This window comes from Pantoea sp. B_9, assembly GCF_008632015.1.
Lineage (GTDB): Bacteria > Pseudomonadota > Gammaproteobacteria > Enterobacterales > Enterobacteriaceae > Pantoea > Pantoea dispersa.
Window position 1 is genome coordinate 231671 of record NZ_VWVL01000002.1, and the last position, 26372, is coordinate 258042.

Annotated in this window: 16 protein-coding genes; 10 read left to right on the forward strand and 6 right to left on the reverse strand. The window is 59.5% G+C overall.

All coding sequences use genetic code 11. From position 1 onward, the window contains the following. Positions 1-77: 77 nt before the first annotated feature. The gene (gene wbaP, locus F3I21_RS07950) at positions 78-1511 is read right to left on the reverse strand and encodes an undecaprenyl-phosphate galactose phosphotransferase WbaP (protein WP_058757291.1); all 1434 of its coding nucleotides are present in this window, start codon (positions 1509-1511) and stop codon (positions 78-80) included. Positions 1512-2300: 789 nt separating this feature from the next. Between wbaP and F3I21_RS07955 the strand changes: the two genes are divergently transcribed. Further along, entirely contained in the window at positions 2301-3869 is a 1569-nt protein-coding gene (locus F3I21_RS07955; protein ID WP_021509323.1) for a TerC family protein, read from the forward strand. 199 nt (positions 3870-4068) lie between these two features. Here F3I21_RS07955 and asmA read toward each other — a convergent pair whose 3' ends face one another. The 3 genes from asmA to udk form a co-directional block, all read right to left on the reverse strand. After that, positions 4069-5868, reverse strand: a complete 1800-nt coding sequence (gene asmA / locus F3I21_RS07960) for an outer membrane assembly protein AsmA (RefSeq protein ID WP_150058656.1) — start codon at positions 5866-5868, stop codon at positions 4069-4071. A 59-nt stretch (positions 5869-5927) separates the two neighbouring features. Further along, on the reverse strand, positions 5928-6509 hold the full coding sequence (dcd, locus tag F3I21_RS07965; RefSeq protein WP_021509321.1) for a dCTP deaminase: 582 nt from the start codon (positions 6507-6509) through the stop codon (positions 5928-5930). A gap of 119 nt (positions 6510-6628) precedes the next feature. Beyond that, a complete protein-coding gene (gene udk, locus F3I21_RS07970; RefSeq protein WP_010615887.1) occupies positions 6629-7267 on the reverse strand; it encodes a uridine kinase in 639 nt (212 codons plus the stop codon). Positions 7268-7496: 229 nt separating this feature from the next. Between udk and F3I21_RS07975 the strand changes: the two genes are divergently transcribed. The 3 genes from F3I21_RS07975 to yegD all read left to right on the forward strand — a co-directional run bounded on the left by F3I21_RS07975 (position 7497) and on the right by yegD (position 12456). After that, positions 7497-8108, forward strand: a complete 612-nt coding sequence (locus F3I21_RS07975; RefSeq protein WP_021509320.1) for a phosphatase PAP2 family protein — start codon at positions 7497-7499, stop codon at positions 8106-8108. 355 nt (positions 8109-8463) lie between these two features. Then, a complete protein-coding gene (locus F3I21_RS07980) occupies positions 8464-11028 on the forward strand; it encodes a diguanylate cyclase (protein ID WP_150058657.1) in 2565 nt (854 codons plus the stop codon). A gap of 75 nt (positions 11029-11103) precedes the next feature. Further along, the gene (gene yegD, locus F3I21_RS07985; RefSeq protein ID WP_150058658.1) at positions 11104-12456 is read left to right on the forward strand and encodes a molecular chaperone; all 1353 of its coding nucleotides are present in this window, start codon (positions 11104-11106) and stop codon (positions 12454-12456) included. Positions 12457-12571: 115 nt separating this feature from the next. Here yegD and F3I21_RS07990 read toward each other — a convergent pair whose 3' ends face one another. Together F3I21_RS07990 and F3I21_RS07995 are read right to left on the reverse strand one after the other, a co-directional pair. Next, entirely contained in the window at positions 12572-13906 is a 1335-nt protein-coding gene (locus F3I21_RS07990) for a carbohydrate porin (protein ID WP_021509317.1), read from the reverse strand. Between the two features lie 221 nt (positions 13907-14127). After that, positions 14128-15090 carry an aldo/keto reductase gene (locus F3I21_RS07995; RefSeq protein ID WP_058780349.1) on the reverse strand — a complete coding sequence of 321 codons (963 nt, stop codon included), beginning with the start codon at positions 15088-15090 and terminating at the stop codon, positions 14128-14130. 240 nt (positions 15091-15330) lie between these two features. Here F3I21_RS07995 and F3I21_RS08000 point away from each other — a divergent pair, with 240 nt between their 5' ends. From F3I21_RS08000 to baeR, 6 genes are all read left to right on the forward strand, one after another. After that, entirely contained in the window at positions 15331-16560 is a 1230-nt protein-coding gene (locus F3I21_RS08000) for an MdtA/MuxA family multidrug efflux RND transporter periplasmic adaptor subunit (protein WP_058757285.1), read from the forward strand. Then, entirely contained in the window at positions 16560-19682 is a 3123-nt protein-coding gene (locus F3I21_RS08005) for an MdtB/MuxB family multidrug efflux RND transporter permease subunit (protein WP_150058659.1), read from the forward strand. Before F3I21_RS08000 ends, F3I21_RS08005 begins: the two co-directional genes overlap by 1 nt. Then, positions 19679-22753 (forward strand): multidrug efflux RND transporter permease subunit MdtC, encoded by a 3075-nt coding sequence (gene mdtC / locus F3I21_RS08010; RefSeq protein WP_150058660.1) that lies wholly within the window; start codon positions 19679-19681, stop codon positions 22751-22753. Before F3I21_RS08005 ends, mdtC begins: the two co-directional genes overlap by 4 nt. A gap of 98 nt (positions 22754-22851) precedes the next feature. Continuing rightward, positions 22852-24258 carry a multidrug transporter subunit MdtD gene (gene mdtD / locus F3I21_RS08015; RefSeq protein ID WP_031280060.1) on the forward strand — a complete coding sequence of 469 codons (1407 nt, stop codon included), beginning with the start codon at positions 22852-22854 and terminating at the stop codon, positions 24256-24258. After that, on the forward strand, positions 24255-25640 hold the full coding sequence (gene baeS, locus F3I21_RS08020; RefSeq protein ID WP_150058661.1) for a two-component system sensor histidine kinase BaeS: 1386 nt from the start codon (positions 24255-24257) through the stop codon (positions 25638-25640). The genes mdtD and baeS overlap by 4 nt, the downstream gene beginning before the upstream one ends. Before the next feature lie 9 nt (positions 25641-25649). After that, on the forward strand, positions 25650-26357 hold the full coding sequence (gene baeR, locus F3I21_RS08025) for a two-component system response regulator BaeR (RefSeq protein WP_031280058.1): 708 nt from the start codon (positions 25650-25652) through the stop codon (positions 26355-26357). Positions 26358-26372 lie beyond the last annotated feature (15 nt).

Consider the following 26372-nt stretch of genomic DNA (forward strand, 5'->3'; position numbering starts at 1 on the left):
GTTATCAGTTACAGACACTCCCAGCACCGGCAGTTATCAGGCGGGAACGTTATTTCGTCCCCTGCCCTTGCTGTCTATCAATAAGCGCCGTCGCGTTTGAGTACCACGCCGACCGTCTTAAACAGAATCGCGATGTCATTCCACAGCGACCAGTTTTTGACATACCACGAATCGAAATAGACGCGCGTCTCATAGTCAACGTCGTTACGACCGCTGACCTGCCACAATCCCGTCATGCCTGGCTTTGCCATCAGGTAATAATCAACATCACCGGCATAACGGCAGAGTTCATCTTCAATCACCGGGCGCGGGCCAACGAGGCTCATGTCACCGCGCACGACGTTCCACAGCTGCGGCAGCTCATCCAGGCTGGTTTTACGGATGAAATGACCGACTTTGGTAATACGTGGATCGTTTTTCAGTTTGAAATCTTTGTCCCACTCGGCGCGGGCTACCGGGTCGGTGCGCAGCACCTCTTCCAGCACCTCTTTCGAGTTAATCACCATCGAGCGGAACTTCAGGCACTTGAACTTGCGGCCATTGAGACCCACACGTTCGTGACCGTAAATCGGTGGTCCGCCATCACGGCCAACCATGAAGCCGAGTACCAGCAGCGCAGGTGACAGCGCGATGATGATGCTGAGCGCGCCGACGATATCGAATGCCCGCTTCAGGACACGCGAGGTGCGTTTCGCCAGGTTGTTATTCACACGCAGAATCATCACTTCATGGCTGAAGATGTAAGCCATATCGGTGCCGTACAGCGGTACGCCGCGCAACGTCGGGATAACCGAGACCGAGCGACAGTTATGCATCGCCAGCATTTTCAGCCAGCGGTCGCGGTGCTGACTCTGCTCAAACTCAACCGCAACGATAAACTGGGTTTCGCTGTTGGTCAGCTGCCACAGCTCCTGCTCGTTATGCAGCACCGGTACACCGGAGATGCTGGCCTGCGGGCAGCTGCCATCGACGTCGAAGAAGGCGATCACGTCAAAGCCCATCACCTCTTCGCTCTGCAGCGCCTGCCAGGCTTCCTGCGCGTTACGGTTGCTGCCAATAATAATGGTTTGCTTTTTCCACATACCGAAATGATTCAGCACGCGTTTGGAAATAGCACGCGCCAGCGGAATCAGCACCAGCGCTAAAATCCACGTTAATACCCAGACAAAACGGGACATCTGCCATTGTGATAATGCTGAAATTGACAAATCGATGACAGAGAAAATGAGAATGGTACGAAAGATCTCTTTCAGCTCAAACCAGAAGGGTTTGCGATAGGTATAATGACGCAGGCGAACCCAGAACCAGCCTGTACAAATTAAGGACAGACAGACATGGGTGGCGATTTTTAAGTTGAGGTCTTTTTCAGAAATATCTGCCAGTGGAGAATCGGCGAACGAATTAATCAGCGCGAGTGCAATAAACAATGCCGCGTTGAAACAAATTAAATCCGAGCACGCCAGTAAAATTTTTGTCAGAAGACTTTTATATGTAAATTCATTATCGCGCATATTTGACTCTTTTATTTTATTTCCCTTAATCCCTAACGCCTAAGCCTGAGTAATTAATGAGCGATGCACTAACTAAACCAGCGAGACAAACTGCGGCGAACTCCCCGGCATTTAGGCCAATTCTCTTTCCAGTTAAGCAAGAAAATTGTGATAAATACCAACAGATTAGTCTGACTTCCTTTTGCCGCAAGGCCAGACAATTCTTAACCTGTGAAAACCACATCAGGCACGCTACCGCCCTTGGCTGTCGCTGCCAATACCGCTTACAACACCCTATTTTTTGTCCGCGCTTTGTCGCCACGCCGGGAAATACCCGCCTTAACCCGTGCACGATCACAATTCACAACATTAAGAAGCTAAACAGCGCGCTATTAACAACATTGGCGCAGACATTTACTAACACGTTGCTATACTAGTTATTACTGGCTTGTTTACAAGTAGGCCCCGTCTTCCCTGCACTATTTTAGGAAAAAGACTACCAGCCATAAGTATTGATGCCAGCCCCGCCAGGCAATTTCACGCCAAATTTCAGAATAATTCGATACCCGTCTTCAGATTAGTCGCATTAAAAATGTACGCTTTTGCCGCCGGATAAGAATAAATAGTGGTCTTCATCCACACAGGATGTTTATCCATACTTTTCACTTATCGCCCGGCTGAACAAGGTAAGATTAATCCTAATAAGCCGCCAGTCCGCGACATCCGTGCGGCCGGGGCGTATTTGTACCCTGTCTGACGATTAACTATCATCAGACTAAGCTCATTTTTAGACATTATGGTGATGAAAGTATGTGGGAGTGGATCATCGATCCGTCGCTCTGGGCAGGATTAGTCACGCTAATCGTTCTTGAGCTGGTGCTGGGTATTGATAACCTGGTTTTCATTGCCATTTTGGTGGAGAAGCTGCCGCCGACGCTGCGCGACCGCGCGCGGGTGTTCGGCCTGCTGCTGGCGCTGGTATCACGGCTGGTGCTGCTGGCGTCGCTGTCGTGGCTGGTTACGCTGACCCAACCGCTGTTCACCCTCCTCCAGCACAGCTTCAGCGCACGCGACCTGCTGCTGCTGGGCGGCGGTATCTTCCTGTTGTTTAAAGCCACCACCGAACTGAACGCCCGGCTGGAGGGCAGCGACGAGGAATCGGGTCAAAATAACAGCGGTGCTAAATTCTGGCCGGTAGTGGCGCAAATCGTGGTGCTGGACGCCATCTTTTCACTTGATGCCGTCATTACCGCCGTCGGTATGGTCAACGACCTGCCGGTGATGATGATCGCCGTGACCATCGCCATCCTATTAATGCTGCTGGCCAGCAAGCCGCTGACGCGCTTCGTTAACGGCCATCCTACCATTGTGATTCTCTGCCTGAGCTTTCTGCTGATGATCGGCTTTAGTCTGGTGGCAGAGGGTTTCGGCTTCGTCATCCCCAAAGGCTATCTGTACGCGGCCATTGGCTTCTCGATTGTGATTGAGATCTTTAACCAGCTGGCGCTGTTTAATCGCCGCCGTTTTCTTACCGCCGGACGGCCGCTGCGCCAGCGCACCGCCGAAGCCGTGCTGCGCATTCTGCGCGGTGAAGCGCAGCGCGCCGATCTGGATGCCGACACGGCATCGCTGCTGAGCGATAACCAGGGCGCAGCGCTGTTTAACCGTCAGGAGCGGCGCATGATCATGCGCGTGCTGGGTCTGGGTCAGCGCCAAATCAACAGCATCATGACGTCACGCCATGACGTCGAGCACATCGATCTGAGCGAAGACCCGCAGTCGATCATGGATAAACTCGACCGCAACCAGCATACGCGCCTGCTGATCACCGAACAGGGACGCGAGCCGCTGGGCGTGGTGCATGTGATCGATCTGCTGCATCAGTCGCTGCACAGTAAATCGCTGGATTTGCGTGCGCTTATTCGCCAGCCGCTGGTGTTTCCCGAGCGCGTCACCCTGCTGCAGGCGCTGGAGCAGTTTCGCCATGCGCGCACCCATTTTGCCTTTGTGGTGGATGAGTTTGGTTCGGTGGAAGGCGTGGTGACGCTGAGCGACGTGATGGAGACCATCGCCGGCAACCTGCCCAATGAAGGGGAAGAGATTGATGCCCGTTACGATATTCAGCCCGCAGAGCATGGCGGCTGGATCGCCAACGGCCATATGCCGCTGGAAGATTTAGCGCTGTATGTGGCGCTGCCGCTCGACGAGAGGCGCAATTACCATACGCTGGCGGGTTTACTGATGGATAGCCTGCAGCACGTGCCGGCCGAAGGTGAGGAGTTGCGCGTCGGGGATTATCTGCTGCGCACCCTGCAGGTGGAGAACCATCGGGTGCAAAAAGTCGAGATTGTGCCGGTCGCGCCCGCACCGTTTATTTAACCCGGTGCCGGGGCGTGATTTGTTATGCGTGTCCGGCCACCAGTGTTGCGATTTGTAGCGGCGCGATTTATCGCGCATGCCTGACATCCGCACCGTTGTAAATTGCGCAATAAATTGCGCCGCTACCCGTCAGTGCAACACGGGGTCGCTGCGCGGATCATCGCGCGATGAACAATCCGATAACGTCGCCCTGGTCCTTTTATTGCCGCGGTGCAGACTTCTGGCTATCCAGCCACTGATTGAGGCGCGTTTTGGCTTCGCCCTGTAACTGCTGGCGCACCACGTCATCCACCGGCAGTGAATACTGCAGATTGCCCCAGCTGCCGTACATGCGCAGCGGAATCGGCTGGCCGTTGAGTACTTTCGCCAGCCGGTCGTCGCCCTGCCAGCCGCGCAGAATCATATTAATGGTGACATCCAGCTGCTGCTTCACCACATCCACGTTGCCGTGGGTTTGCAGCGCCAGCCGGCTGCTGCCGCCCTGCAGATCCGGCAGCGTGACGTTGCCCTGCTTCAGGCTGATGCGCCCGCTTAACTGTTCAATTCCCTGATCATCCGGCTGATCGTTACTGACGCGATTGCTGACGCGCGCCACGGCGCGGCGCACCATCTGCTGTAAATTCAGCTGCGCCAGCTGCAGATTAGTCGCTTCCAGTTCTGCATTGCCCTGCCAGTTCTGTTTCGCCTCCGCCACGCTCAGCCCGGCACCGCTGATGTCGCCCTGGAGCGAGACCGTGCCCTGCAGCGAAGCTGGCAGTTCCAGCGCTTTAAGCAGCGGCGCGATGGCAATGCTGCTCAGCTCCGGCTGAAACGCCACCTGCGTGACCGGCTGACGGATATCCACCGAGCCGGGAATGGAAAAGTGGCCGTCACCAAATTTGCCCTGCAGCTTGTTGAGCGTCAGCAGCCCGCGCTGATTGCGGGCGTCAATTTGCAGATTGCTGAGCGTCAGACCGCGCCACACGCTGCTGTCAGCGTCGAGCGTCAGCTGTAAATCCATGCTGTTGAGCGGCGAGTCGGCATTATTGTGCGCGCGCGGCTCAGCGATCACCGGCGTGCGCATCACGTTAGCCTGCTGCGTGGTGCTGTTATCGCTGGCGGGCGCGCTGGCCATCAGGTTATCCAGATTGAGCGAGGTCGCGTGCAGCGCGAGGTTGAGCTGCTGCGGCAGGGCCAGCCGGCCCTCAGCGCTGCCGTCGAGGGCGCTGTCGTTCGCGGTTAACTGCAGCTTGTTCAGCGCAAACTGCTGCTGGTCGCCATCCCACTGCGCCTGCCCGCTCAGCGTCCCTTTAATGCCCTGCGGCGGCAGGTTCGCGCCGTCCAGCGTGTACTCCAGTTCATCCAGCTGGCCGCTGATACGGTGCGGATAGTGCGCCACGTCCATCTGCCCTTTCAGGTTCAGGCTGAGATTACGCTGATTGCGCGACACGCGTGTCGCCAGCTCAACGCTGGCCTGCCGGTTATCGTCCTGATTCAGGTTGAGGTTGAGATCGCGGAAGTTGTACTCGTCACCGCCCGGCTGCTGCCAGATGAGCAGGCTATCGGCGATGCGCAGTTTACTGATGTTAAAGGTCCAGCCGTTGCTGGCGGCGATGGCCGGTTCACTGTCGCCCGGCTCAATCGGCGCGCCCTGCGGTTTCTGCACCGCACTGTCCGGCGTGGCGCGAATAATCGCGTTTTTCAGCATCACCTGGCTGACGCTCAGCTGATGCGACAGCAGCGGCCACAGATTGACGTCCAGACGCATATTATCGGCGGTCACCATCGGCTGGCTGGCGCCGGGCGCGGTCAGGCTCATGCGGCCCGCCAGAATGCTGAGCTGCGGCCAGACGTGCCAGCGCAGGTCGCCGCTCACTTCAAGCTGATAACCACTGCGCTGTTTTACCTGCTGTACCATATAGGTACGAAAGTCGTTGGGATTGACCAGCAATACCAGTGCCGTCATGCCCGCTACGACCACCACTAACAGGATGGCCAGCGTGGTTATCAGTCTTCTCATTGCATCCTCATCACCGTCAGATTTCAGGCCGCTGGCGCGAAATCACTCCAGGAGAAACGTTAGTCTTTATCAATACGGCTGGCGTCAGCGCCCTGCTGCCCGCGATATTTGGCGTCTTCGCGGCGATTGTAAGGACGCGCCGCCGGCCCGGACAGCGGTTCAAAGCTCAGTGCGCCAATCAGCATGCCGGGACGCAGCGCCAGCGGCAGCTTACCGGAGTTGTAAAACTCCAGCACGATGCGGCCCTGCCAGCCCGGATCGATACGGTGCGCGGTAACGTGCACCATCAGTCCGAGGCGCGCCAGTGACGAGCGGCCATCCAGCCAGCCCACCAGATCGTCGGGGATGGTGACGGATTCCAGCGTCACCGCCAGCGCCAGTTCACCCGGATGCAGAAAGAACGCTTCGCCTTCCGGCAGCACAATCTCGTCGCTCATCACGCGATCCAGCGCCGCGCTCACTTCATGCTTTGGACCACTCAAATCTATAAACGGTGCGGTGTGGCCGCTAAAGGTACGGAACTGGTTACCGAGGCGCACATCCACGGTAGCACCGTTGATGCGCTCAACCGGCGGACGGGGATCGATGGCCAGCTTGCCGCTGTCCAGCCAGCTTTCAATATCGCGATCGCATAATCTCATCGCAGAAACTCCATGATTTAAGTGTAGCGAAAGGTGGTCAGGTTGTGACAAACCGTTCGCGTCACGTCCATCCGGACGCACGGTGTCCCGTTCCGGTCCCGCTGAACCGGACGGGCGCGTCAAAGATACTGGTTAATTTTGGCCTTGAGGATATCAATGGCGATGCGGTTTTTACCACCGCGCGGCACAATGATGTCGGCATACTGCTTGGAAGGCTCAATAAACTGCAGGAACATCGGGCGCACGGTCTTTTGGTACTGGCTCATCACCGAGTCCATCGAGCGCCCGCGCTCGTTGACGTCGCGCTTCATACGGCGCATCAGGCAGATATCCAGCGGGGTATCAACGAAGATCGAGAAGTTAAGCTCCTGGCGCAGCCGTGCATCGGTCAGCAGCAGAATCCCTTCCAGAATAATCACTTTCTTCGGCTTCAGATGAATACACTCGTCGGTGCGGGTGTGCTCAACGTAGCTGTAAACCGGCAGGTCGATATCTTCGCCGGCCTTCAGTGCGCGCAGATGCTGCAGCAGCAAATCGTGGTCCATCGCGCTCGGATGGTCGTAGTTGGTTTTCACCCTCTCTTCCATGGTGAGGTGGCTTTGATCTTTATAGTAGGCATCTTCGGGGATCACACCGATATGCTCGTCACCGACCTGGTCACGGATTTCACGATAGAGCGTGCTGGCAATAAGACTTTTTCCGGATGCGGATGCACCTGCAATGCCAACGATCACGCACTGATGAGACTTGTCAGTCATACTTTTTTAAGACCTGATAACTGGAGCCGGTTTCTGTCTGCACAAAAACAGGCCGATTGAGAGGGTTAGTTGGCGGCAATTATAGGGATTTCACCGGGTTGATGCCAGTGAAAACCGGCGCGCCGCCTTTTCAGACTATCCCGTTTTGCAGCCAGCGGCTTAATCGATACACTGTTTCTCTGCCCGCCGTGTGACTGGCGGGAGCCCGATAGTCGTTGCAAGGAAAAGTATGAGCTGGAGAACCCTGACCTATTTCGGCGACAGTATGTTGCTGATCCCCACTGCGGTGATCATCGCACTGGTGCTGCCGTGGAAAAGCGACAACCGTCGCACCGTCTGGTACTGGCTGCTGGCGTTTGGCCTGGCGGGCCTGCTGGTCAGCATCTCGAAGATTATGTTTCTCGGCTTCGGCATTGGCAGCGCGCGTTATAACTTTACCGGTTTCAGCGGCCATAGCGCGATGTCAGCGACGCTGTGGCCGGTGATGATGTGGCTGATTTCCGGCCGCTGGCCCACGTTCTGGCGTGCCCTGACCATCGGTATCGGCTATCTGATTCCGCTGATGGTGGGATTATCGCGCCTGGTGATCCATGCGCACTCGGTGAGTGAAGTGCTGGCCGGACTGATGCTGGGCTTTACCCTGAGCAGCGCGTTCCTGCTGAGCCAGCGCCGCACCGCGCTGAAGGGTTTTAGCGTGGTGCAGGTGGCGGTGGCATTTTTGATTCCGCTGTTGCTGATGGGCCACGGCCGCGTCGCCACCACCCAGCAGTTCCTCGAGCGTTTTTCCGCTGACCTCGCCGGGCTGGAAAAGCCCTTCACCCGCGCCGATTTGTTCCGCTAAGTGTGTTTATACCTGGTCGCCATGAATGGCGCCCCTACGACAGTTCTGGTGCAGGATGCCGCCCCCCTAAACCGTTCACCGTTTTTGTAGGGTGCGCATTTATGCGCACCTGGTTTCGCTGAGTGCGTTGTACAACCTGGTCGCCATGAATGGCGCCCCTTCGACAGCTCTGTTGCAGGATGCCAACATCCTAACCGTTCACCGTTTTTGTCGGGTGCGCATTCATGCGCACCTGGATGCAGGCCGCAAAAAAACATTTCCGCACAAAGATATCTGACAGATGTGCTAGCATGGATTAAGAGATTGACTGGCGCATTTTTCTTCGAGTAATCAATGCGCGCTGCTGGATTCGTGCATGACTCTTGAGATAACAACCTCGCAGGATAATCCGCAAAAAAAGTGGCTCAGCGCCCTGCTGCTTTGCGCGCTGGCATTTTTACTTACGCTGTTCTGTCTGGAACTGATTGTCGTCAGCGGCCGCATTTCCCCGCTCTGGTACTCCACCGCGTTAATGACTGTCGTGGTGTTCCGCGCGCCCTCGCGACAGGTACCGCTGCTGCTGGCCAGCTGCGTGCTCGGCACGGCGCTGGCCAATCTGCTGGTGATCGGCCCGGCCCTGAGCAATGTCAAATTCGCCATCCTTAATATGGTGCAGGCCATCCTCGGCGGGCTGATGCTGCGCGCGCTGCTCGACCGCAAAGCCCCGCTCAACTCACTGGCCGACTGGATACGCTTTGCGCTGGCTGCGGGCCTGATCGCGCCGCTGCTGGGCGGCGTGGTGGCGCTGTGGATGCTGCACGTTGACGGCCACGCCTCGTTGCCGTTTTTCTCCACATGGGTGATCTCCGAAGTGATTGGCGTGCTGGCCTTCGGTCCGGTGCTGCTGCTGTGGCCTGATAAACCGCTGCGCCAGCTGATCACGCCGGAACGCCAGCTGGAGACGCTGCTCACGCTGATCGTCACGCTGCTGGCCAGCTATCTGGCGCTGCGCTTCCTGCCGTGGCCGTTTACCTTTATCGTGGTGATTCTGTTCTGGTGCGCGGTGCGCCTGCCCAAATTCGAAGCCTTTCTGCTGTTTTTCCTCAACGCCAGCTTTATCTCGCTGCTGCTGGCGCTCGACTGGGTCAACCTGGCGCGCAACGATCTGCTGCTCGGCCAGATCAGCACCTGGCTGCCGTTTCTGCTGGTGCTGCTGCCGAGCCACGTGATGTCGCTGGTGATGGATGCCTTCCAGCGTGAAAAGCACCACATCAGCGAAAGTGAAACCCGCTTCCGCAACGCCATGGAGTATTCCGCCATCGGCATGGCGCTGGTATCGCCGGAAGGCGGCTGGCAGCAGGTCAACCAGTCGCTGTGCCGCACGCTAGGCTTCGCGGCGGAAGAGCTGAAAAAACTCACCTTTCAGCAGATCACCCATCCGGACGATCTCAACAGCGACCTGCAGCAGCTGGAGCGGCTGATCGCCGGTGAGATCCTGACCTATACCCTGGAGAAACGCTATTTCCGTAAAGATGGCGAGATCGTCTGGGCGCGCCTAACGGTCTCGATGGTGCGTGATGCGCAGCTGCACCCGCTCTACTTTATCGCGCAGATTGTGGATATCTCCGAGCTGAAGCAGAGCGAGCAGGTCAACCAGCGGCTGATGGAGCGCATCACGCTGGCCAATGAAGCGGGCGGCATCGGCGTGTGGGAGTGGAACCTGCTAAACGGCGAGATGTTATGGGACAAGCGCATGTACGAGTTGTTTGCGCTGGAGCCGCACCGGGTACCGAGCTACGACCTGTGGCTGCATCTGGTCGATGTTCAGGAACGTGAAGCGGCCGCGCTCACCATTCAGCAGGCGATTGAACGCCGCAGCGCCTTCCAGCTGGAGTACCGCATCAACCTGCCGCAGGGCGTGCGCTACGTGCGCTCCGAGGCCAATAGCATCATCAGCAAGGACGGGCAGATCGAACGCATGCTGGGCATTTGCCAGGACATTACTTCGCTGCGCACGCTGAATGAAGCGCTGTTCCAGGAGAAGGAACGCATGGCGATCACCCTCGACTCGATTGGTGAAGCGGTGATTTGTACTGACGATGAGATGCGGGTGACCTTCATGAATCCGGTGGCCGAGACGCTGAGCGGCTGGCCGCAGGCAAAAGCGGCTGGCATGGCGCTGAGCGAACTGCTGACGATTACGCGTGGCGCGCAGGGGCCGCGCGTGGAGAATCTGTTGCTGTGCAGCCTGCCCGCCAGCAAAACCACACCGGACCTGGAAGAAGAGCTGGTGTTGCATACCCCGGATGGTGCCCAGGTCGAGATTCACTACAGCATCACGCCGCTGAAAACCCTGACCGGCAGCGACATTGGTGCCGTAATGGTCATTCATGACGTCAGCGAGTCGCGCCGCATGATGAAACGCCTGAGCTACAGCGCCTCCCACGATATGCTGACGCGCCTGCCGAACCGTCACAGCTTTGAACAGCAGCTGAAGCGACTGGTGAATGACGCCGCCGCGCATCACAGCGAGCACGTGCTGGTGTTTATCGATCTGGATAAGTTTAAAGCGGTCAACGATACCGCCGGCCATGCCGCTGGCGATGCGTTGCTGCGCGCACTGGCCGATCTCATGCAACAGCACCTGCGCAATAGCGATGTGCTGGCGCGCCTCGGCGGTGACGAATTTGGCCTGCTGCTGCCCTACAGCAATGTTGACCAGGTGCGCGAGGTGGTGCAGGGCATCGTCAGCGCGGTGCATGACTTTACCTTTATCTGGCAGGACCGGCCGTATCACGTCGGTGCCAGCGCCGGTATCACGCAAATCGATCAGCATAACTGCATCAGCAATGTGGTGATGTCGCAGGCCGATGTCGCCTGTTATAGCGCCAAACACGCCGGGCGCGGCCAGTATCAGGTTTACCAGGAAGTTCAGGGATAAACTGCGGCGCTGCCCATTGCCAGCCCGCGTTGGCTGCGCTAAAGTCGCCCCCTTTTTTCTGGCATGGGGGATACAATGTTTATCGGATTCGACTACGGCACGGCTAACTGTTCCATCGCGGTAACGGATAGCGGCACACCGCGGTTACTGACACTGGAAAACGGTCAGCGCCTGCTTCCCTCCATGATTTGCGCGCCCACGCGCGAAGCCATCAGTGAATGGCTGCACCGCCACCATCAGGTCCCCACGCCAGACAGCGAAAGCACCGCGCTGCTGCAGCACGCGCTGCGTTATAACCGCGAAGAGGATATCGAGGTAACGCCCGCCAGTGTGCAGTTTGGTCTGACCGCGCTGCAGCACTATATGGTCGATCCGGAAGAGGTGTGGTTCGTCAAATCGCCGAAGTCGTTCCTCGGCGCCAGCGGCCTGAAACCCCAGCAGATCGCCTTCTTTGAAGATCTGGTGTGCGCCATGATGCTGCACATTCGCCAGCAGGGTGAAACCCAGCTCGATCAACCGATTGACCAGGCCGTGATTGGCCGGCCAATCAACTTCCAGGGGCTGGGCGGTGAAGACGCCAACCAGCAGGCGCAGGGCATTCTGCTGCGTGCCGCACAGCGTGCCGGGTTCCGCGACGTCGAGTTTCAGTTCGAGCCGGTTGCCGCCGGTCTGGAGTTTGAAGCCACGCTGCAGCAGGAGACACGCGTGCTGGTGGTGGATATTGGCGGCGGAACCACCGACTGCTCCATGCTGCTGATGGGGCCGCAGTGGCGTAATCAGTCCGATCGCCGTGCCAGCCTGCTTGGCCACAGCGGCTGCCGCGTCGGCGGTAACGACCTCGATATCATGCTGGCATTCAAAACGCTGATGCCGCTGCTGGGTCTGGGCGGTAATACGCTGAAGGGCACTGCCCTGCCCGCGCTGCCGTGGTGGAACGCGGTGGCGATTAACGATGTGCCGGCACAAAGCGACTTCTACTCGGCTGCCAGCGGTAAGCTGCTGCGCGATCTGGTGCGTGATGCCGAACAGGGCGATAAAGTCGCACATCTGCTGAAAGTTTGGCAGCAGAAGCTGAGCTACCGGCTGGTGCGCGCGGCGGAAGAGAGCAAGATTGCGCTCTCCGATCAGCGCGAGACCGCAGCCTCGCTGGCGTTTATTGCGCAAACGCTGCAGGCGGAGATCAGCGCCGCGCAGCTGGAAGAGGCGATCAATCAGCCGCTGGCGCGCATTCTTGAGCAGGTGCAGCTGGCGCTGGCCAGTTGTGACACCCGTCCGGAGGTGATTTACCTCACCGGCGGCAGCGCCCGTTCGCCGATCCTGCGCGCCGCGCTGCAGCAGGCACTGCCCGACACGCCCATCGCCAGCGGCGATGATTTCGGCTCGGTCACCGCCGGCCTGGCGCGCTGGGCCGAAGTGATGTTCAGATAATTCCCTCTCCCGCTTGCGGGAGAGGGTTAGGGTGAGGGCCAGACAGCTCCGTGCGATTTTCCCCTCACCCTGCCCTCTCCCAAAGGGAGAGGAAAAAGTCACACATTCTGCCAGATTAGAAATTCACGTTCGCACTGATCCCACCCACAAACGCATCTTTCACTTCGCTCACCGCACCCGGTGCCACCACGTATTGCAGGTTTGGACGCAGCTGCAGCCATTTGGTCAGCTGCGCATTGTAATAAACCTCGTAGTTGTACTCGGAACCATCCTGAATCGGCAGATAGGTTGGGCTGTCGAAATCAGTTTCGCCGTTGGCATCATTCTGCTGACGCAGCGAACGGGTATACGCGCTGTTGACGTGAATACGCGCCGCGCCGACGCCAATCTCATCCTGCGGACGCGCATCAAACGGCCCTTTCCAGGTAAAGCTGATGGACTGATAGTTGTCGGTTTTCGAGGTTTTGTGATCGTTCATCACCGCCTGCACCGTCACGCCCAGACCCCGGCTGGCATCGCCGCCCTGCGCGGTCAGCTGCTGCTGTAACAGCACGTAGCCGCCGTAGGCGTGATCCTTGCTCTGATAAGCGCCATCGCGCCAGCTGCCGTAGTTATCGCCGTTGGCCGACGAGTAGTAGTAACCAATGCGGTAGTTACCCGGCAGGTTGGCCGGCCCGAAGGTCGGCTTCCAGCCCAGTTCCACCGGCACCAGGTTGCCTTCGGAGTTGCTGGTATCCAGACGGAAACCGTCACCGCGATCGTAGTTGGCACTGTTCTGGTTGTAGAAGCCCACCTGGAAGAACACTTCCGGCGTGAAGTTAACCTTCACGCGGCCGCCCCACTGGGAAACCGGCCAGTTAAACCAGCGGTCGCCGCGCCAGTTACCCGCCTGGCCGCTGCCGAATGCAAGGTTCTGGAACTTGCTGTCGAAGTTGTCGAAATCTTCCCCGACGGTGACGCGACCGGCTTTCAGGTTGACAGTGTTATCAAACAGCCCTTTGCTGAGCCAGAACTGCGTCAGACGCCAGGTCTGGCCACGTCCGTACACTTCCTGCACCGATGACAGCATGCCGGTACGGCGGTCTGCCACCTGATCGGAGATGTTGCGACCGTTACGGTCGGTAATGGTCATCTGGAACTGCGCATCCTGCCAGTCGAGCAGTTTTTGCAGGTCAAGATTCAGGCCAAACGCCCACTGATCGCTGTAGCGCATCGAGGTGTTGGTATCGGCACCGCCGCCCAGGTTCGAGGCACTCTCCATGGTGTAGTTAACGTCGAACTTCACGCCGTCGTTTTCCAGCTGCGTTCGGTTACCGCCCCAGTCGCCAAACATATAGGGGGAATCGTAGCTGAACGCATCGGCTGCCACCGCCGACGCACTCAACATAGCAAACATCAGGGTGCCCGCTGCCAGGCGAGGCATATGCTGCACTGCTTTTTTTCTGTTCATGATGATTATTCTTCTGTGAATTTCCGGAGAGGAACGGGCAGAGAATAATGCTGAGGTTATGTCAATTTTTGCAAATCTGTGCGCAGTGAGTGCAAAGGTGACAGTGACTTAACGCAATTGTGACAGCGATCGATGAATGGATATCTTCTGGAGGAAAAAGGCATTTTTTGCGTGGCGAAAAAATTATTACGTGACGGGACGCCGCAGCGTCCCGCTTCGCGTTACGGCTTGCTGGCGCTGGCCAGCTCTTCAATCTCCTGCTTGCTGAGCTCCAGCTCAGTGGCTTTCACCAGCTCATCCAGCTGCTGCAGCGAGGTGGCACTGACAATCGGTGCCGTGATGCTCGGTCGCGCAATCTGCCACGCCAGCGCCACCTGGGTAGCAGAGGCGTCGTGCGAGGCCGCGACATCTTCCAGCGCTTCAATGATGCGCTTACCGCGATCGTTGAGGTATTTTTCTACAATGCCCTGGCCGCGCGCGCTTTTACTGGCGTCTTCCGACTTTTTGTATTTCCCGCTCAGGAAACCGCTGGCCAGCGAGTAGTAGTTAATCACGCCGAGACCGTTTTTCACCGCCACCTGCTCCAGTCCGCTTTCATACTCCTGGCGATCGTACAGGTTGTACTCGGGCTGCAGGGTTTCATAGCGCGCCAGTCCCTCCTGCTTACTGATGTCCAGCGCTTCCTGCAGGCGCTGCGCGCTGTAGTTGGACGCACCGATTGCCCGCACTTTGCCCTCTTTGATCAGCGAGTCGAAGGCTTTCAGCGTCTCCACCAGCGGCGTGCTGTCATCATCACGGTGCGCCTGATAGAGATCGATGACATCCGTCTGCAGGCGGCGCAGCGAATCTTCCACGGCCTGGCGGATATAGGCCGGTTTTAGCCCGGTTTTCTCCGGCGTCAGCTCCATGCCTACCTTGGTGGCGAGCACGATACTGTCGCGCTTACCGCTTTTTTTCAGCCACTTACCGATGATGGTTTCCGATTCACCGCCGGCGTTGCCCGGCGCCCAGCGTGAGTAAACGTCTGCGGTATCAATGAAGAACAGCCCCTTTTCCACCAGCGCGTCGAGCAGTGAAAACGAGGTTTTTTCATCGACCGTCCAGCCAAAAACGTTGCCGCCAAACGTCAGCAGCGGCACGCTGATACCGCTGTCGCCCAGCTGACGGGTTTTGTGTTGACGCATGTGATCCTCCTTAGTGAAACGAGACTGGTCTGTCATTCAGCTTAGCAAAGGAAAAAGTCACGCTTATGCGTATTGCTGCCAAAATATTTACTGAATATGAATACTTAGCGTGCCCGGGGCGATATTCTTAATTCCTTCAATTTTTGCCCGACCCGGGCGACTACAATCATTTCGTTTGCGCCGCGGTTCGTTTGCGCGCGCATGTGGGGAAAACGAAACCGCCGGAGAGCACACAGAGCAATGAATAAACGATTAAAAACGAGCCTGATTAGCGTGGTGGTGCTGGCTGCGCTGGCAGGCGCTTACTACTGGTGGCAGCATCCGGCCGAGCCTGCACAGGCTACCCAGGCTGATGGCCAGCCGCATCACGGACGCGGTGGCAACAACGGCGGTGGACGCCGTCCGCTGGCACCGGTGCAGGCCGCAACGGCGACCACCGAAAGCGTGCCCTATTACCTTAGCGGACTTGGCACCGTCACCGCGGCCAACACCGTTACGGTGCGCAGCCGGGTCGATGGCCAGCTGATGGCGCTGCACTTCACGGAAGGTCAGCAGGTGGAGGCCGGCGCGCTGCTGGCAGAAATCGATCCCCGCCCATGGCAGGTAGCGCTCACCCAGGCACAGGGCCAGCTGGCCAAAGATCAGGCGACGCTGGCTAACGCGCGCCGCGACCTCAGCCGTTACGAAAAACTGGCGAAAACTTCGCTGGTGTCGCAGCAGGAGCTGGATACCCAGCGCTCGCTGGTCAGTGAAACCCTCGGCACCATCAAAGCCGACGAAGGCAATGTGGCCAGCGCGCAGCTCAATCTGACCTACAGCCGCATCACCGCGCCGATTGCCGGACGCGTCGGGCTGAAGCAGGTGGATGTCGGCAACTACATTACCGCCGGCGATACCAATGGTCTGGTGGTGATCACCCAGACGCACCCGATTGACGTGGTGTTCAGCGTTGCCGAGAACAACATCAGCCAGATCCTGAAAGCCCAGAAAAGCGGTCAGCCGCTGCCGGTTGAAGCCTGGGATCGCAGCAATAAAACCCTGCTGACCACGGGTGCGCTGCTGAGCATTGATAACCAGATCGACGTCACCACCGGCACCATTAAACTCAAGGCGCGCTTCAGCAATCAGGACGACGCCCTGTTTCCCAATCAGTTTGTTAATGCCCGGCTGAAGGTGGATACGCTGCAAAACGCAGTGGTGATTCCGACCGCCGCGCTGCAGATGAGCAACGACGGCCACTTTGTCTGGGTGGTGAACAGCGATAACAAAGTGAGTAAGAAACGCGTCACCGCCGGGCTGCAGGATAGCCAGAAAGTGGTGATTGATGCCGGGCTGCAGGCCGGTCAGCGCGTGGTCACCGACGGTCTCGACCGCCTGACCGAAGGCGCCACGGTGGAAATTGTCGCCGCACAGAGTACCGCCACGCACAGCACGCGCGCGGCGCAACCGGCTCGCGGAGAACGTCAATAATGCAGGTGATGCCTCCCGACGCCAGCGGCGGCCCGTCACGCCAGTTTATTCTGCGCCCGGTGGCCACCACGCTGCTGATGATCGCAATTTTGCTGGCCGGCGTGCTGGGCTATCGCTTCCTGCCAGTTTCCGCGCTGCCGGAAGTCGATTACCCGACCATTCAGGTCGTCACGCTCTATCCCGGCGCCAGCCCGGATGTGGTGACCTCGTCGATTACCGCGCCGCTGGAGCGTCAGTTCGGGCAGATGTCCGGCCTGAAGCAAATGGCGTCGCAAAGCTCCGGCGGTGCCTCGGTGATTACGCTGCAGTTCCAGCTGACGCTGGCGCTCGACGTTGCCGAACAGGAAGTGCAGGCGGCGATCAACTCTGCCACTAACCTGCTGCCTAACGATCTGCCAAATCCGCCGGTGTACAGCAAAGTGAATCCGGCCGATCCGCCAATCATGACGCTGGCCGTTACCACCACCAGCATGCCGCTGACGCAGGTGCAGGACATGGTGGAGACGCGGGTGGCGCAGAAGATTTCCCAGGTCTCCGGCGTCGGTCTGGTCACGCTCTCCGGCGGCCAGCGCCCGGCAGTGCGGGTGAAGATGAACGCTCAGGCGCTGGCGGCCCTCGGCCTTACCAGCGAGACGGTGCGCACCGCCATCAGCAACGCCAACGTCAATTCGGCGAAAGGCAGTCTTGATGGCCCAACGCGCTCCATCACGCTGTCAGCCAATGACCAGATGACCTCCGCGGAGGATTACCGCAAGCTGATCGTCAGCTACAGCAACGGCGCGCCGGTGCGGCTGGGCGACGTCGCCACGGTTGAACAGGGCGCAGAAAACAGCTGGCTGGGCGCCTGGGCCAACCGTCAGCCGGCGATTGTGCTGAACGTGCAGCGCCAGCCGGGCGCCAATATTATCGCTACCGCTGACAGCATCCGCGCGCTGCTGCCGTCGCTGACCGCCACGCTGCCGAAGTCGGTTGACGTCAAACTGCTCACCGATCGCACCACCAACATTCGCGCCTCGGTAGCGGATACCCAGCATGAGCTGATGCTGGCCATCGGGCTGGTGGTGATGATCATCTATCTGTTTCTGCGCAACGTCCCGGCCACCATTATTCCGGCGGTCGCGGTGCCGCTGTCGCTGGTCGGCACCTTCGCCGCCATGTATTTCCTTGGCTTTTCGATCAATAACCTGACGCTGATGGCGCTGACCATCGCCACCGGCTTTGTGGTCGATGACGCCATCGTGGTAATCGAGAACATCTCGCGCTACATCGAAAAAGGCGAAAAGCCGATGACCGCCGCGCTGAAAGGTGCCGGTGAGATTGGTTTCACCATCATCTCCCTCACCTTCTCGCTGATCGCGGTGCTGATTCCGCTGCTGTTTATGGGCGACGTGATTGGCCGTTTGTTCCGCGAGTTCGCCGTGACGCTGGCGGTGGCGATTCTGATCTCGGCGGTGGTCTCGCTGACGCTGACGCCGATGATGTGCGCGCGCATGCTGAGCGCCGAATCGCTGCGCAGGCAGAACCGTTTCTCCCGCGCCAGCGAGGCGATGTTCGATAAGGTGATTGCCGGCTATGGCCGCTGGCTGACGCGCGTGCTGCGCCATCCCTGGCTGACGCTGTCGGTGGCGCTTGGCACACTGCTACTGACGGTGCTGCTGTGGGTGGTGATTCCGAAGGGCTTCTTCCCGCAGCAGGACAACGGCATCATTCAGGGCACGCTGCAGGCGCCGCAGTTGGTTTCTTACGCCAGCATGGCGCAGCGCACCCGCGACGTGGCGTCGATCATTATGAAAGATCCGGCGGTGCAGAGCCTGACCTCGTTCGTCGGCGTGGATGGCACCAACGCGGCGCTCAACAGCGCGCGGCTGCAAATCAACCTGAAACCGCTGGACCAGCGTGACGATCGTATTCCGGCAGTGCAGCAGCGGCTGCAGCAGGCGATCGATCGCCTGCCCGGCGTGTCGCTGTGGCTGCAGCCGGTACAGGATCTGACCATTGATACCCAGGCGAGCCGCACGCCATACCAGTTTACCCTGCAGTCGGGTTCGCTGGAGTCGCTGGGCAGCTGGGTGCCGAAACTGCTGGCACAGCTCAACACCTTGCCACAGCTGCGCAATGTCAGCAGCGACTGGCAGGATCAGGGGCTGGAAGCCTTTGTACGCGTCGATCGCGACAGCGCCAGCCGGCTCGGCATCAGCATGGCCGACATTGATAATGCGCTGTACAACGCCTTTGGTCAGCGCCTGATCTCAACGATTTACACCCAGGCCAATCAGTATCGCGTGGTGCTGGAGCAGGACAACACGCAAACCCCCGGTCTCGCCAGCCTCGACGCGATTCGCTTGAACAGCAGCGACGGCGGCAGCGTGCCGCTCAGCGCCATCGCGCAAGTCGAAGAGCGCCACGCTGCGCTGAGCATTAATCATCTCGACCAGTTCCCGTCGGCCACCTTCTCGTTTGACGTGGCGCACGGCTACTCGCTCGGCGATGCGCTGCAGGCGATCACCACGGCGGAAGATCAGGTCGGCATGCCGGCAGAGATGATGACGCAGTTTCAGGGCAGCACGCTGGCGTTTGAAGCGGCGCTGACCAGCACCATCTGGCTGATCGTCGCGGCGGTAGTGGCGATGTATATCGTGCTCGGCGTGCTGTATGAGAGCTTCATCCACCCGATTACCATTCTGTCGACGCTGCCCACCGCCGGCGTTGGTGCGCTGCTGGCGCTGATGCTGAGCGGCAACGAGCTGGATATCATCGCCATCATCGGCATCATTTTGCTGATCGGTATCGTGAAGAAGAACGCCATCATGATGATCGACTTCGCGCTGGCCGCCGAGCGTGAACAGGGCATGGCGCCGCGTGAGGCGATCTATCAGGCCTGTCTGCTGCGCTTCCGGCCGATTCTGATGACCACGCTGGCGGCGCTGCTTGGCGCGCTGCCGCTGATGCTTAGTACCGGTGTCGGCGCGGAGCTGCGTCGTCCGCTCGGCATCGCCATGGTCGGTGGCCTGGTATTGAGCCAGGTGCTGACGCTGTTTACCACCCCGGTGATCTATCTGCTGTTTGATCGCCTTGCCCACGCCACGCGCCGGCGTCTGAAAGGCACGGAGGCGCAGTCGTGAAGTTTTTCGCCCTGTTTATCCATCGGCCGGTTGCCACCACGCTGCTGACGCTGGCGATTGCGCTGGCGGGCATTCTTGGCTTCCGTCTGCTGCCGGTGGCGCCGCTGCCGCAGCTGGATTTCCCGGTGATTCTGATTTCGGCCTCGCTGCCCGGCGCGTCGCCGGAAACCATGGCGGCCTCGGTCGCCACGCCGCTTGAGCGCTCGCTGGGGCGCATTGCCGGCGTCAGTGAAATGACCTCCACCAGCTCGCTGGGCAGCACGCGCATCATTCTGGTGTTTGATTTCGACCGCGACATCAACGGCGCGGCGCGCGACGTGCAGGCGACGATCAATGCCGCCCAGAGCCTGCTGCCGACCGGTATGCCCAATCGCCCAACCTACCGCAAAGCCAACCCGTCTGATGCGCCGATCATGATCCTCACCATGACCTCGGACATTTATAATCCCGGTCAGCTGTATGATTACGCATCGACGCAACTGGCGCAGAAGCTGTCGCAGATTGATGGCGTCGGTGATGTCACGGTGGGCGGCAGTTCGCTGCCGGCGGTGCGCGTCGACCTCAATCCGCAGGCGTTGTTTAATCAGGGCGTGTCGCTGGATGCAGTGCGCACCGCCATCAGCAACGCCAACCAGCGCCGTCCGCAGGGTGCCATCGACGATACCCAGCAGCGCTGGCAGGTACGGACCAACGATGAGCTGCAAACCGCCAGCGTCTACCAGCCGCTGGTGGTGCATTACAACAACGGCGCGGCGGTGCGGCTGAGCGATGTGGCGAACGTGCAGGATTCGGTGCAGGACGTGCGCAACGCCGGGATGACCAACGGTAAACCGGCGGTGCTGCTGGTGGTGCGCAAGTCGCCGGACGCCAACATTATTGATACCGTCGACCGCATCCGGGCGGAAATGCCGGAGCTGCATGAGGTGATCCCGGCGGCTATCGACCTGCAAATCGCCCAGGACCGCTCGCCCACTATCCGCGCCTCGCTGCATGAAGTGGAGCAGTCGCTGGTGATCGCCGTGGCGCTGGTGATTCTGGTAGTGTTTTTCTTCCTGCGCGACGGCCGCGCCACGCTGATTCCGGCGGCGGCGGTACCGGTGTCGCTGATTGGTACCTTCGCCGCCATGTACCTGTGCGGCTTCAGCCTGAATAACCTGTCGCTGATGGCGCTGACCATCGCCACCGGCTTTGTAGTGGATGACGCCATCGTGGTGCTGGAGAACATCGCGCGCCACGTCGAAGCCGGCATGAAGCCGCTGCAGGCGGCACTCACCGGGGTGCGCGAGGTGGGCTTTACCGTGCTGTCGATGAGCCTGTCGCTGATTGCGGTGTTCCTGCCGCTGCTGATGATTGGCGGTATTATTGGTCGCTTCTTCTCGGAGTTTGCCATCACGCTGTCGGTGGCGATTCTCATCTCGCTGTTTATCTCCATCACCCTGACGCCGATGATGTGCGCGTATCTGCTGAAACCGCAGGCGAAGCGCAGCCAGCCGCGCACGCGCGGTTTTGGCCGCGTGCTGCTGGCAGTGCAGCAGGGCTATGCGCGCTCGCTGGGCTGGGTGCTGAACCACGCGATCTGGGTGCTGTTGCTGTTGCTCGGCACCGTCGGGCTGACCATCTGGCTGTTTATCACCATCCCGAAAACCTTTATGCCCGAGCAGGACACCGGCCGTCTCAACGGCTTTATCTCCGCCGATCAGAGCATTTCGTTTCAGGCGATGCGCGGCAAGCTGCAGGATTTCATGAATATCATCAAGGCTGACCCGGCGGTCGATAACGTCACCGGCTTCACCGGCGGCTCGCGCACCAACAGCGGCTCGATGTTTGTGTCACTCAAGCCGCTGTCAGAACGCAGCGAAAGCGCGCAGGAAGTGATCGCCCGCCTGCGTGTGAAGCTGGCGAAAGAACCGGGTGCCAACCTCTACCTCAATGCGGTGCAGGATATTCGCGTCGGCGGACGCGAATCGAACGCCAGCTATCAGTACAGCCTGCTGTCGGATAACCTCGCCGATTTACGTGAGTGGGAGCCGAAAATCCGCCAGGCGTTTGCCGCGCTGCCAGAGCTGGCCGATGTGAACTCGGATCAGCAGGACAACGGCAGCGAAATGGCGCTGACTTACGATCGCGAAAGCATGGCGCGCCTCGGCATCGACGTGTCGGCGGCCAATGCGCTGCTGAATAACGCCTTCGGTCAGCGGCAAATCTCCACCATCTACCAGCCGCTGAATCAGTACAAAGTGGTGATGGAGGTGGATCCGCGCTATACCCAGGATGTCAGCGCGCTGGATCAGATGTTCGTGATCAACAGTGACGGCAAAGCGATTCCGCTGAGCTGGTTTGCCAAATGGCAGCCGGCCAACGCGCCGCTGTCGGTCAACCATCAGGGGCTGTCGGCGGCCTCGACCATCTCGTTTAACCTGCCGGAAGGGGTCTCGCTGTCGCAGGCGTCAGAGGCCATTGACCGCACCATCACGGCGATTGGCGTGCCGTCCAGCGTGCGCGGCAGCTTCGCCGGCACCGCGCAGGTATTTCAGGATTCGCAGTCGAACCAGCTGTGGCTGATGCTGGCGGCGATTGCCGCGGTGTATATCGTGCTCGGCATTCTGTATGAGAGCTACGTGCATCCCCTGACGATTCTCTCTACCCTGCCCTCGGCGGGCGTCGGCGCGCTGCTGGCGCTGCAGCTATTTAATACGCCGTTCAGCCTGATCGCGCTGATCGGCATCCTGCTGCTGATCGGCATTGTGAAAAAGAACGCCATCATGATGGTGGATTTCGCGCTGGAGGCGGAGCGCAACGGCAATCTGTCGGCGCGCGACGCCATTTTCCAGGCGTGCCAGCTGCGTTTCCGCCCGATTCTGATGACCACGCTGGCGGCGCTGTTTGGTGCGCTGCCGCTGGTGCTGACCAGCGGGGACGGCGCGGAGCTGCGCCAGCCGCTGGGCATCACCATTGCCGGTGGGCTGGTGATGAGCCAGCTGCTGACGCTGTACACCACACCGGTGGTGTACCTGATGATGGATAAACTGCGCCGTCGGAAAAAGCAGCCGCGGTTGATAACGGAGCCATAACGCCATACCTGCACTAAGCGTAGCGGCGCAATTCAACGCGCGATAAATCGCGCCGCTACGCGACCTGCGGCTGATGAAACTGTTAACACGGGATGACCATGAACGCACAAACCGCCACCGTCCGCTGGCAACTGTGGATTGTGGCCTTCGGCTTTTTTATGCAGACGCTGGATACCACGATTGTGAACACCGCGATTCCGGCGATGGCCCACGATCTCAACGTCAGCCCGCTGCATATGCACTCGGTGATTGTCTCCTACGTGCTCACCGTGGCGGTTACGCTACCGCTCAGCGGCTGGCTGGCGGACCGCTTTGGCGTGCGCAACATCTTCTTCTGCGCCATCGTCCTGTTCAGCCTCGGTTCGCTGCTGTGTGCCTTCGCCACCTCACTCGACCAGCTGGTGATGGCGCGCGTGGTCCAGGGCATTGGCGGCGCGATGATGGTGCCGGTCGGCCGGCTGACGGTGATGAAGATCGTGCCGCGTGAGCAGTACATGTCGGCCATGACCTTTGTCACCCTGCCCGGCCAGATTGGCCCGCTGCTCGGCCCGGCGCTGGGCGGCATTCTGGTGGAGTATGCCAGCTGGCACTGGATCTTCCTGATCAACATTCCGGTCGGCATTATCGGTGCCATCGCCACGCTGCTGCTGATGCCGAACTACACCATGCAGACGCGACGCTTTGACTTCCTCGGTTTTGTGCTGCTGGCGGTGGGCATGGCTACGCTGACGCTGGCGCTCGACGGCCAGCGCAGCGCCGGCGGCTCACCGCTGCTGCTGTGCCTGCTGATTCTGCTGGGGGTGTTTTCCCTGCTGTTCTACCTGATGCACGGTCGCAACAACGATAACGCGCTGTTTAGCCTGAAGCTGTTTGATAACCGTATTTACGCCATCGGCCTGCTCGGCAGCTTCACCGGCCGCATTGGCAGCGGCATGCTGCCGTTTATGACGCCGATTTTTCTGCAGGTGGGCCTCGGCTTTAGCCCGTTCCACGCCGGGCTGATGATGATCCCGATGGTGCTGGGCAACATGGGCATCAAACGCGTGGTGGTGCGCATCGTAAATCTGTTTGGCTATCGTAACGCGCTGGTGGGCGGCACGCTGGCGCTGGCACTGGTGGTGCTGCTGTTTCCCGTGGTGGCGCTGCTCGGCTGGATCTGGCTGCTGCCCGTGGTGCTGCTGTTGCAGGGCATGGTCAATGCCATCCGCTTTTCGTCCATGAATACCCTGACGCTGAAAGAACTGCCGGACGAGCTGGCCTCGAGCGGCAATAGCCTGCTGTCGATGATCATGCAGCTGTCGATGAGTATCGGCGTCACCGTGGCTGGTCTGCTGCTCGGCGCTTTCGGCCATGGCGCGGTGAGCGACAGCGCCGCGACCCATCAAACCTTTATGTACACCTATTTGTGCATGGCGCTGGTGATTGCGCTGCCGGCGCTGGTGTTCTGGCGCGTACCCGCCGATGTGAGTAAAAACGTGGACCTGAGAGGCAGGAGAAAAGGATGAAGCAGCCGGTAAAACTCGGCATCAGCGCCAAACTGTTTATGGCGATTTTTTCCACCTGCATGCTGGTGATCATCACCATGCACTGGGGCGTGCGCCTCAGCTTTGAGCATGGCTTTGTCGATTACATCAAAAAGGGCAACGAGCAGCGCCTGACGCTGCTGAGCGATGCGCTGGCCGATCAATACGAACAGCACGGTAGCTGGGATTTTTTGCGTAACAACGACCGGCTGATTTTCACCATTCTGCGCTCGCTGGAACAGAATCCCGGCAGCGGCACGCAGCTGCCGCCGCACGGCTGGCGCACCCAGTTCTGGATTATCGATCAGCAGTACAAAATATTGTCCGGCCCGCGCTCGCCGGTGCCGCCGGAAGGTTCGCGCCGCAATATCACCACCAGTAACGGCAAGGTTGTTGGCTGGGTGATTGCCTCGCCCGCCGAGCGGCTGACGCGCAGCACCGATATCAACTTTGACCATCAGCAGCGTCAGACCAGCTGGCTGATTGTCGGCCTCACCACGCTGCTGGCCGCGCTGGTCACCTGGCTGCTGGCGCGCGGCCTGCTGGCGCCGGTGAAACGGCTGGTGGACGGCACCCATCAGCTGGCGGCGGGCAAATTTACCACCCGGGTGGAGGTTGGCAGCAGCGACGAAATTGGTCAGCTGGCGCGCGACTTCAACCAGCTGGCGCGCTCGCTGGAGAAAAATGAGAGCAACCGGCGCGCCTTTATGGCCGATATTTCCCATGAGCTGCGTACGCCGCTGGCGATTTTGCGCGGTGAACTGGAGGCGATGCAGGATGGCGTGCGCAAGCTGACGCCCGACGCCATCAGTTCGCTGCAGAGCGAAGTCGCGCTGCTGACCCAGCTGGTGGAAGACCTGCACCAGCTGTCGCTCTCCGACGCGGGCGCCCTCGCCTACCGCAAACAGCCGGTGGATCTGGTCAGTCTGCTGGAGGTGGTGGCGGGCAGTTTTGGCGAACGCTATCGCAGCCGGGGGTTGATGCTCAGCCTGATGCTGCCGGCGCAGGCCAGCAGCTTTGGCGATCCGGACCGGCTGATGCAGCTGTTTACTAACCTGCTGGAAAACAGCCTGCGCTACACCGATGCCGGCGGCACGGTGCAGCTCAGTATGCAGCTCAGCGGCGAGCAGTGGCAGCTGCAGTTTGTCGACAGCGCACCGGGCGTCGAGCGCCAGCAGCAGGCACAGCTGTTTGAGCGCTTCTTCCGCGCCGAAAGCTCGCGCAATCGCGCCAGCGGCGGCTCCGGGCTCGGTCTGGCGATCTGCAAGAATATTGTTGAGGCGCATGACGGCAGCATTAATGCGGCTGACTCTGATTTAGGTGGGCTGAAAATCACGCTAAACTTGCCGTATGTTCCTCACTAGACACCCTTTATGAGCACGGAAAATAGCGATCCCCTGATTCTTGTTGTGGAAGACGAACCCAAACTGGCGCAGCTGATGATTGATTATCTGCAGGCGTCAAACTACCGCACGCATCACCTCGCCGATGGCAACGCGGTACTGAGTTATGTGCAACAAACGCCGCCAGACCTGATGCTGCTGGATTTGATGCTGCCGGGCCGTGACGGCCTGACGCTGTGTCGGGAAATCCGCCGCTTCTCCGAGCTGCCGATTATCATGGTGACCGCACGCACGGAAGAGATCGATCGCCTGCTTGGGCTGGAGATTGGCGCTGACGACTATATCTGCAAACCCTTCAGCCCGCGTGAAGTGGTGGCGCGGGTGAAAACCATTCTGCGCCGGGTGAAACGTTCGCCAGAAGAGGCGCAGCTGGCCTCGCATCTGCTGATCGATGAAGGACGTTTCCAGGCCAGCTGGCGCGAACAGCCGCTGGAGCTGACGCCCGCCGAGTTCCGCCTGCTGAAAACCCTGGCGCTGGAGCCGGGCAAAGTGTTCTCGCGCGAGCAACTGCTGAACCATCTGTATGACGACTATCGCGTGGTCACCGATCGCACCATCGACAGCCACATCAAGAACCTGCGGCGCAAGCTGGAGAACCTTGATGCCGAACAGCCGTTTATTCGCGCCGTGTACGGCATGGGATATCGCTGGGAAGCGGATGTGGGCCGCCTGCTGTAACCGCTTAGATTGATC

Excerpts from the sequence above, each read along its gene's own strand:
- wbaP (WP_058757291.1), bottom strand. The coding sequence starts at position 1,511 with ATGCGCGATAATGAATTTACATATAAAAGTCTTCTGACAAAAATTTTA.
- F3I21_RS07955 (WP_021509323.1), top strand. The coding sequence starts at position 2,301 with ATGTGGGAGTGGATCATCGATCCGTCGCTCTGGGCAGGATTAGTCACG.
- asmA (WP_150058656.1), bottom strand. The coding sequence starts at position 5,868 with ATGAGAAGACTGATAACCACGCTGGCCATCCTGTTAGTGGTGGTCGTA.
- dcd (WP_021509321.1), bottom strand. The coding sequence starts at position 6,509 with ATGAGATTATGCGATCGCGATATTGAAAGCTGGCTGGACAGCGGCAAG.
- udk (WP_010615887.1), bottom strand. The coding sequence starts at position 7,267 with ATGACTGACAAGTCTCATCAGTGCGTGATCGTTGGCATTGCAGGTGCA.
- F3I21_RS07975 (WP_021509320.1), top strand. The coding sequence starts at position 7,497 with ATGAGCTGGAGAACCCTGACCTATTTCGGCGACAGTATGTTGCTGATC.
- F3I21_RS07980 (WP_150058657.1), top strand. The coding sequence starts at position 8,464 with ATGACTCTTGAGATAACAACCTCGCAGGATAATCCGCAAAAAAAGTGG.
- yegD (WP_150058658.1), top strand. The coding sequence starts at position 11,104 with ATGTTTATCGGATTCGACTACGGCACGGCTAACTGTTCCATCGCGGTA.
- F3I21_RS07990 (WP_021509317.1), bottom strand. The coding sequence starts at position 13,906 with ATGAACAGAAAAAAAGCAGTGCAGCATATGCCTCGCCTGGCAGCGGGC.
- F3I21_RS07995 (WP_058780349.1), bottom strand. The coding sequence starts at position 15,090 with ATGCGTCAACACAAAACCCGTCAGCTGGGCGACAGCGGTATCAGCGTG.
- F3I21_RS08000 (WP_058757285.1), top strand. The coding sequence starts at position 15,331 with ATGAATAAACGATTAAAAACGAGCCTGATTAGCGTGGTGGTGCTGGCT.
- F3I21_RS08005 (WP_150058659.1), top strand. The coding sequence starts at position 16,560 with ATGCAGGTGATGCCTCCCGACGCCAGCGGCGGCCCGTCACGCCAGTTT.
- mdtD (WP_031280060.1), top strand. The coding sequence starts at position 22,852 with ATGAACGCACAAACCGCCACCGTCCGCTGGCAACTGTGGATTGTGGCC.
- baeS (WP_150058661.1), top strand. The coding sequence starts at position 24,255 with ATGAAGCAGCCGGTAAAACTCGGCATCAGCGCCAAACTGTTTATGGCG.
- baeR (WP_031280058.1), top strand. The coding sequence starts at position 25,650 with ATGAGCACGGAAAATAGCGATCCCCTGATTCTTGTTGTGGAAGACGAA.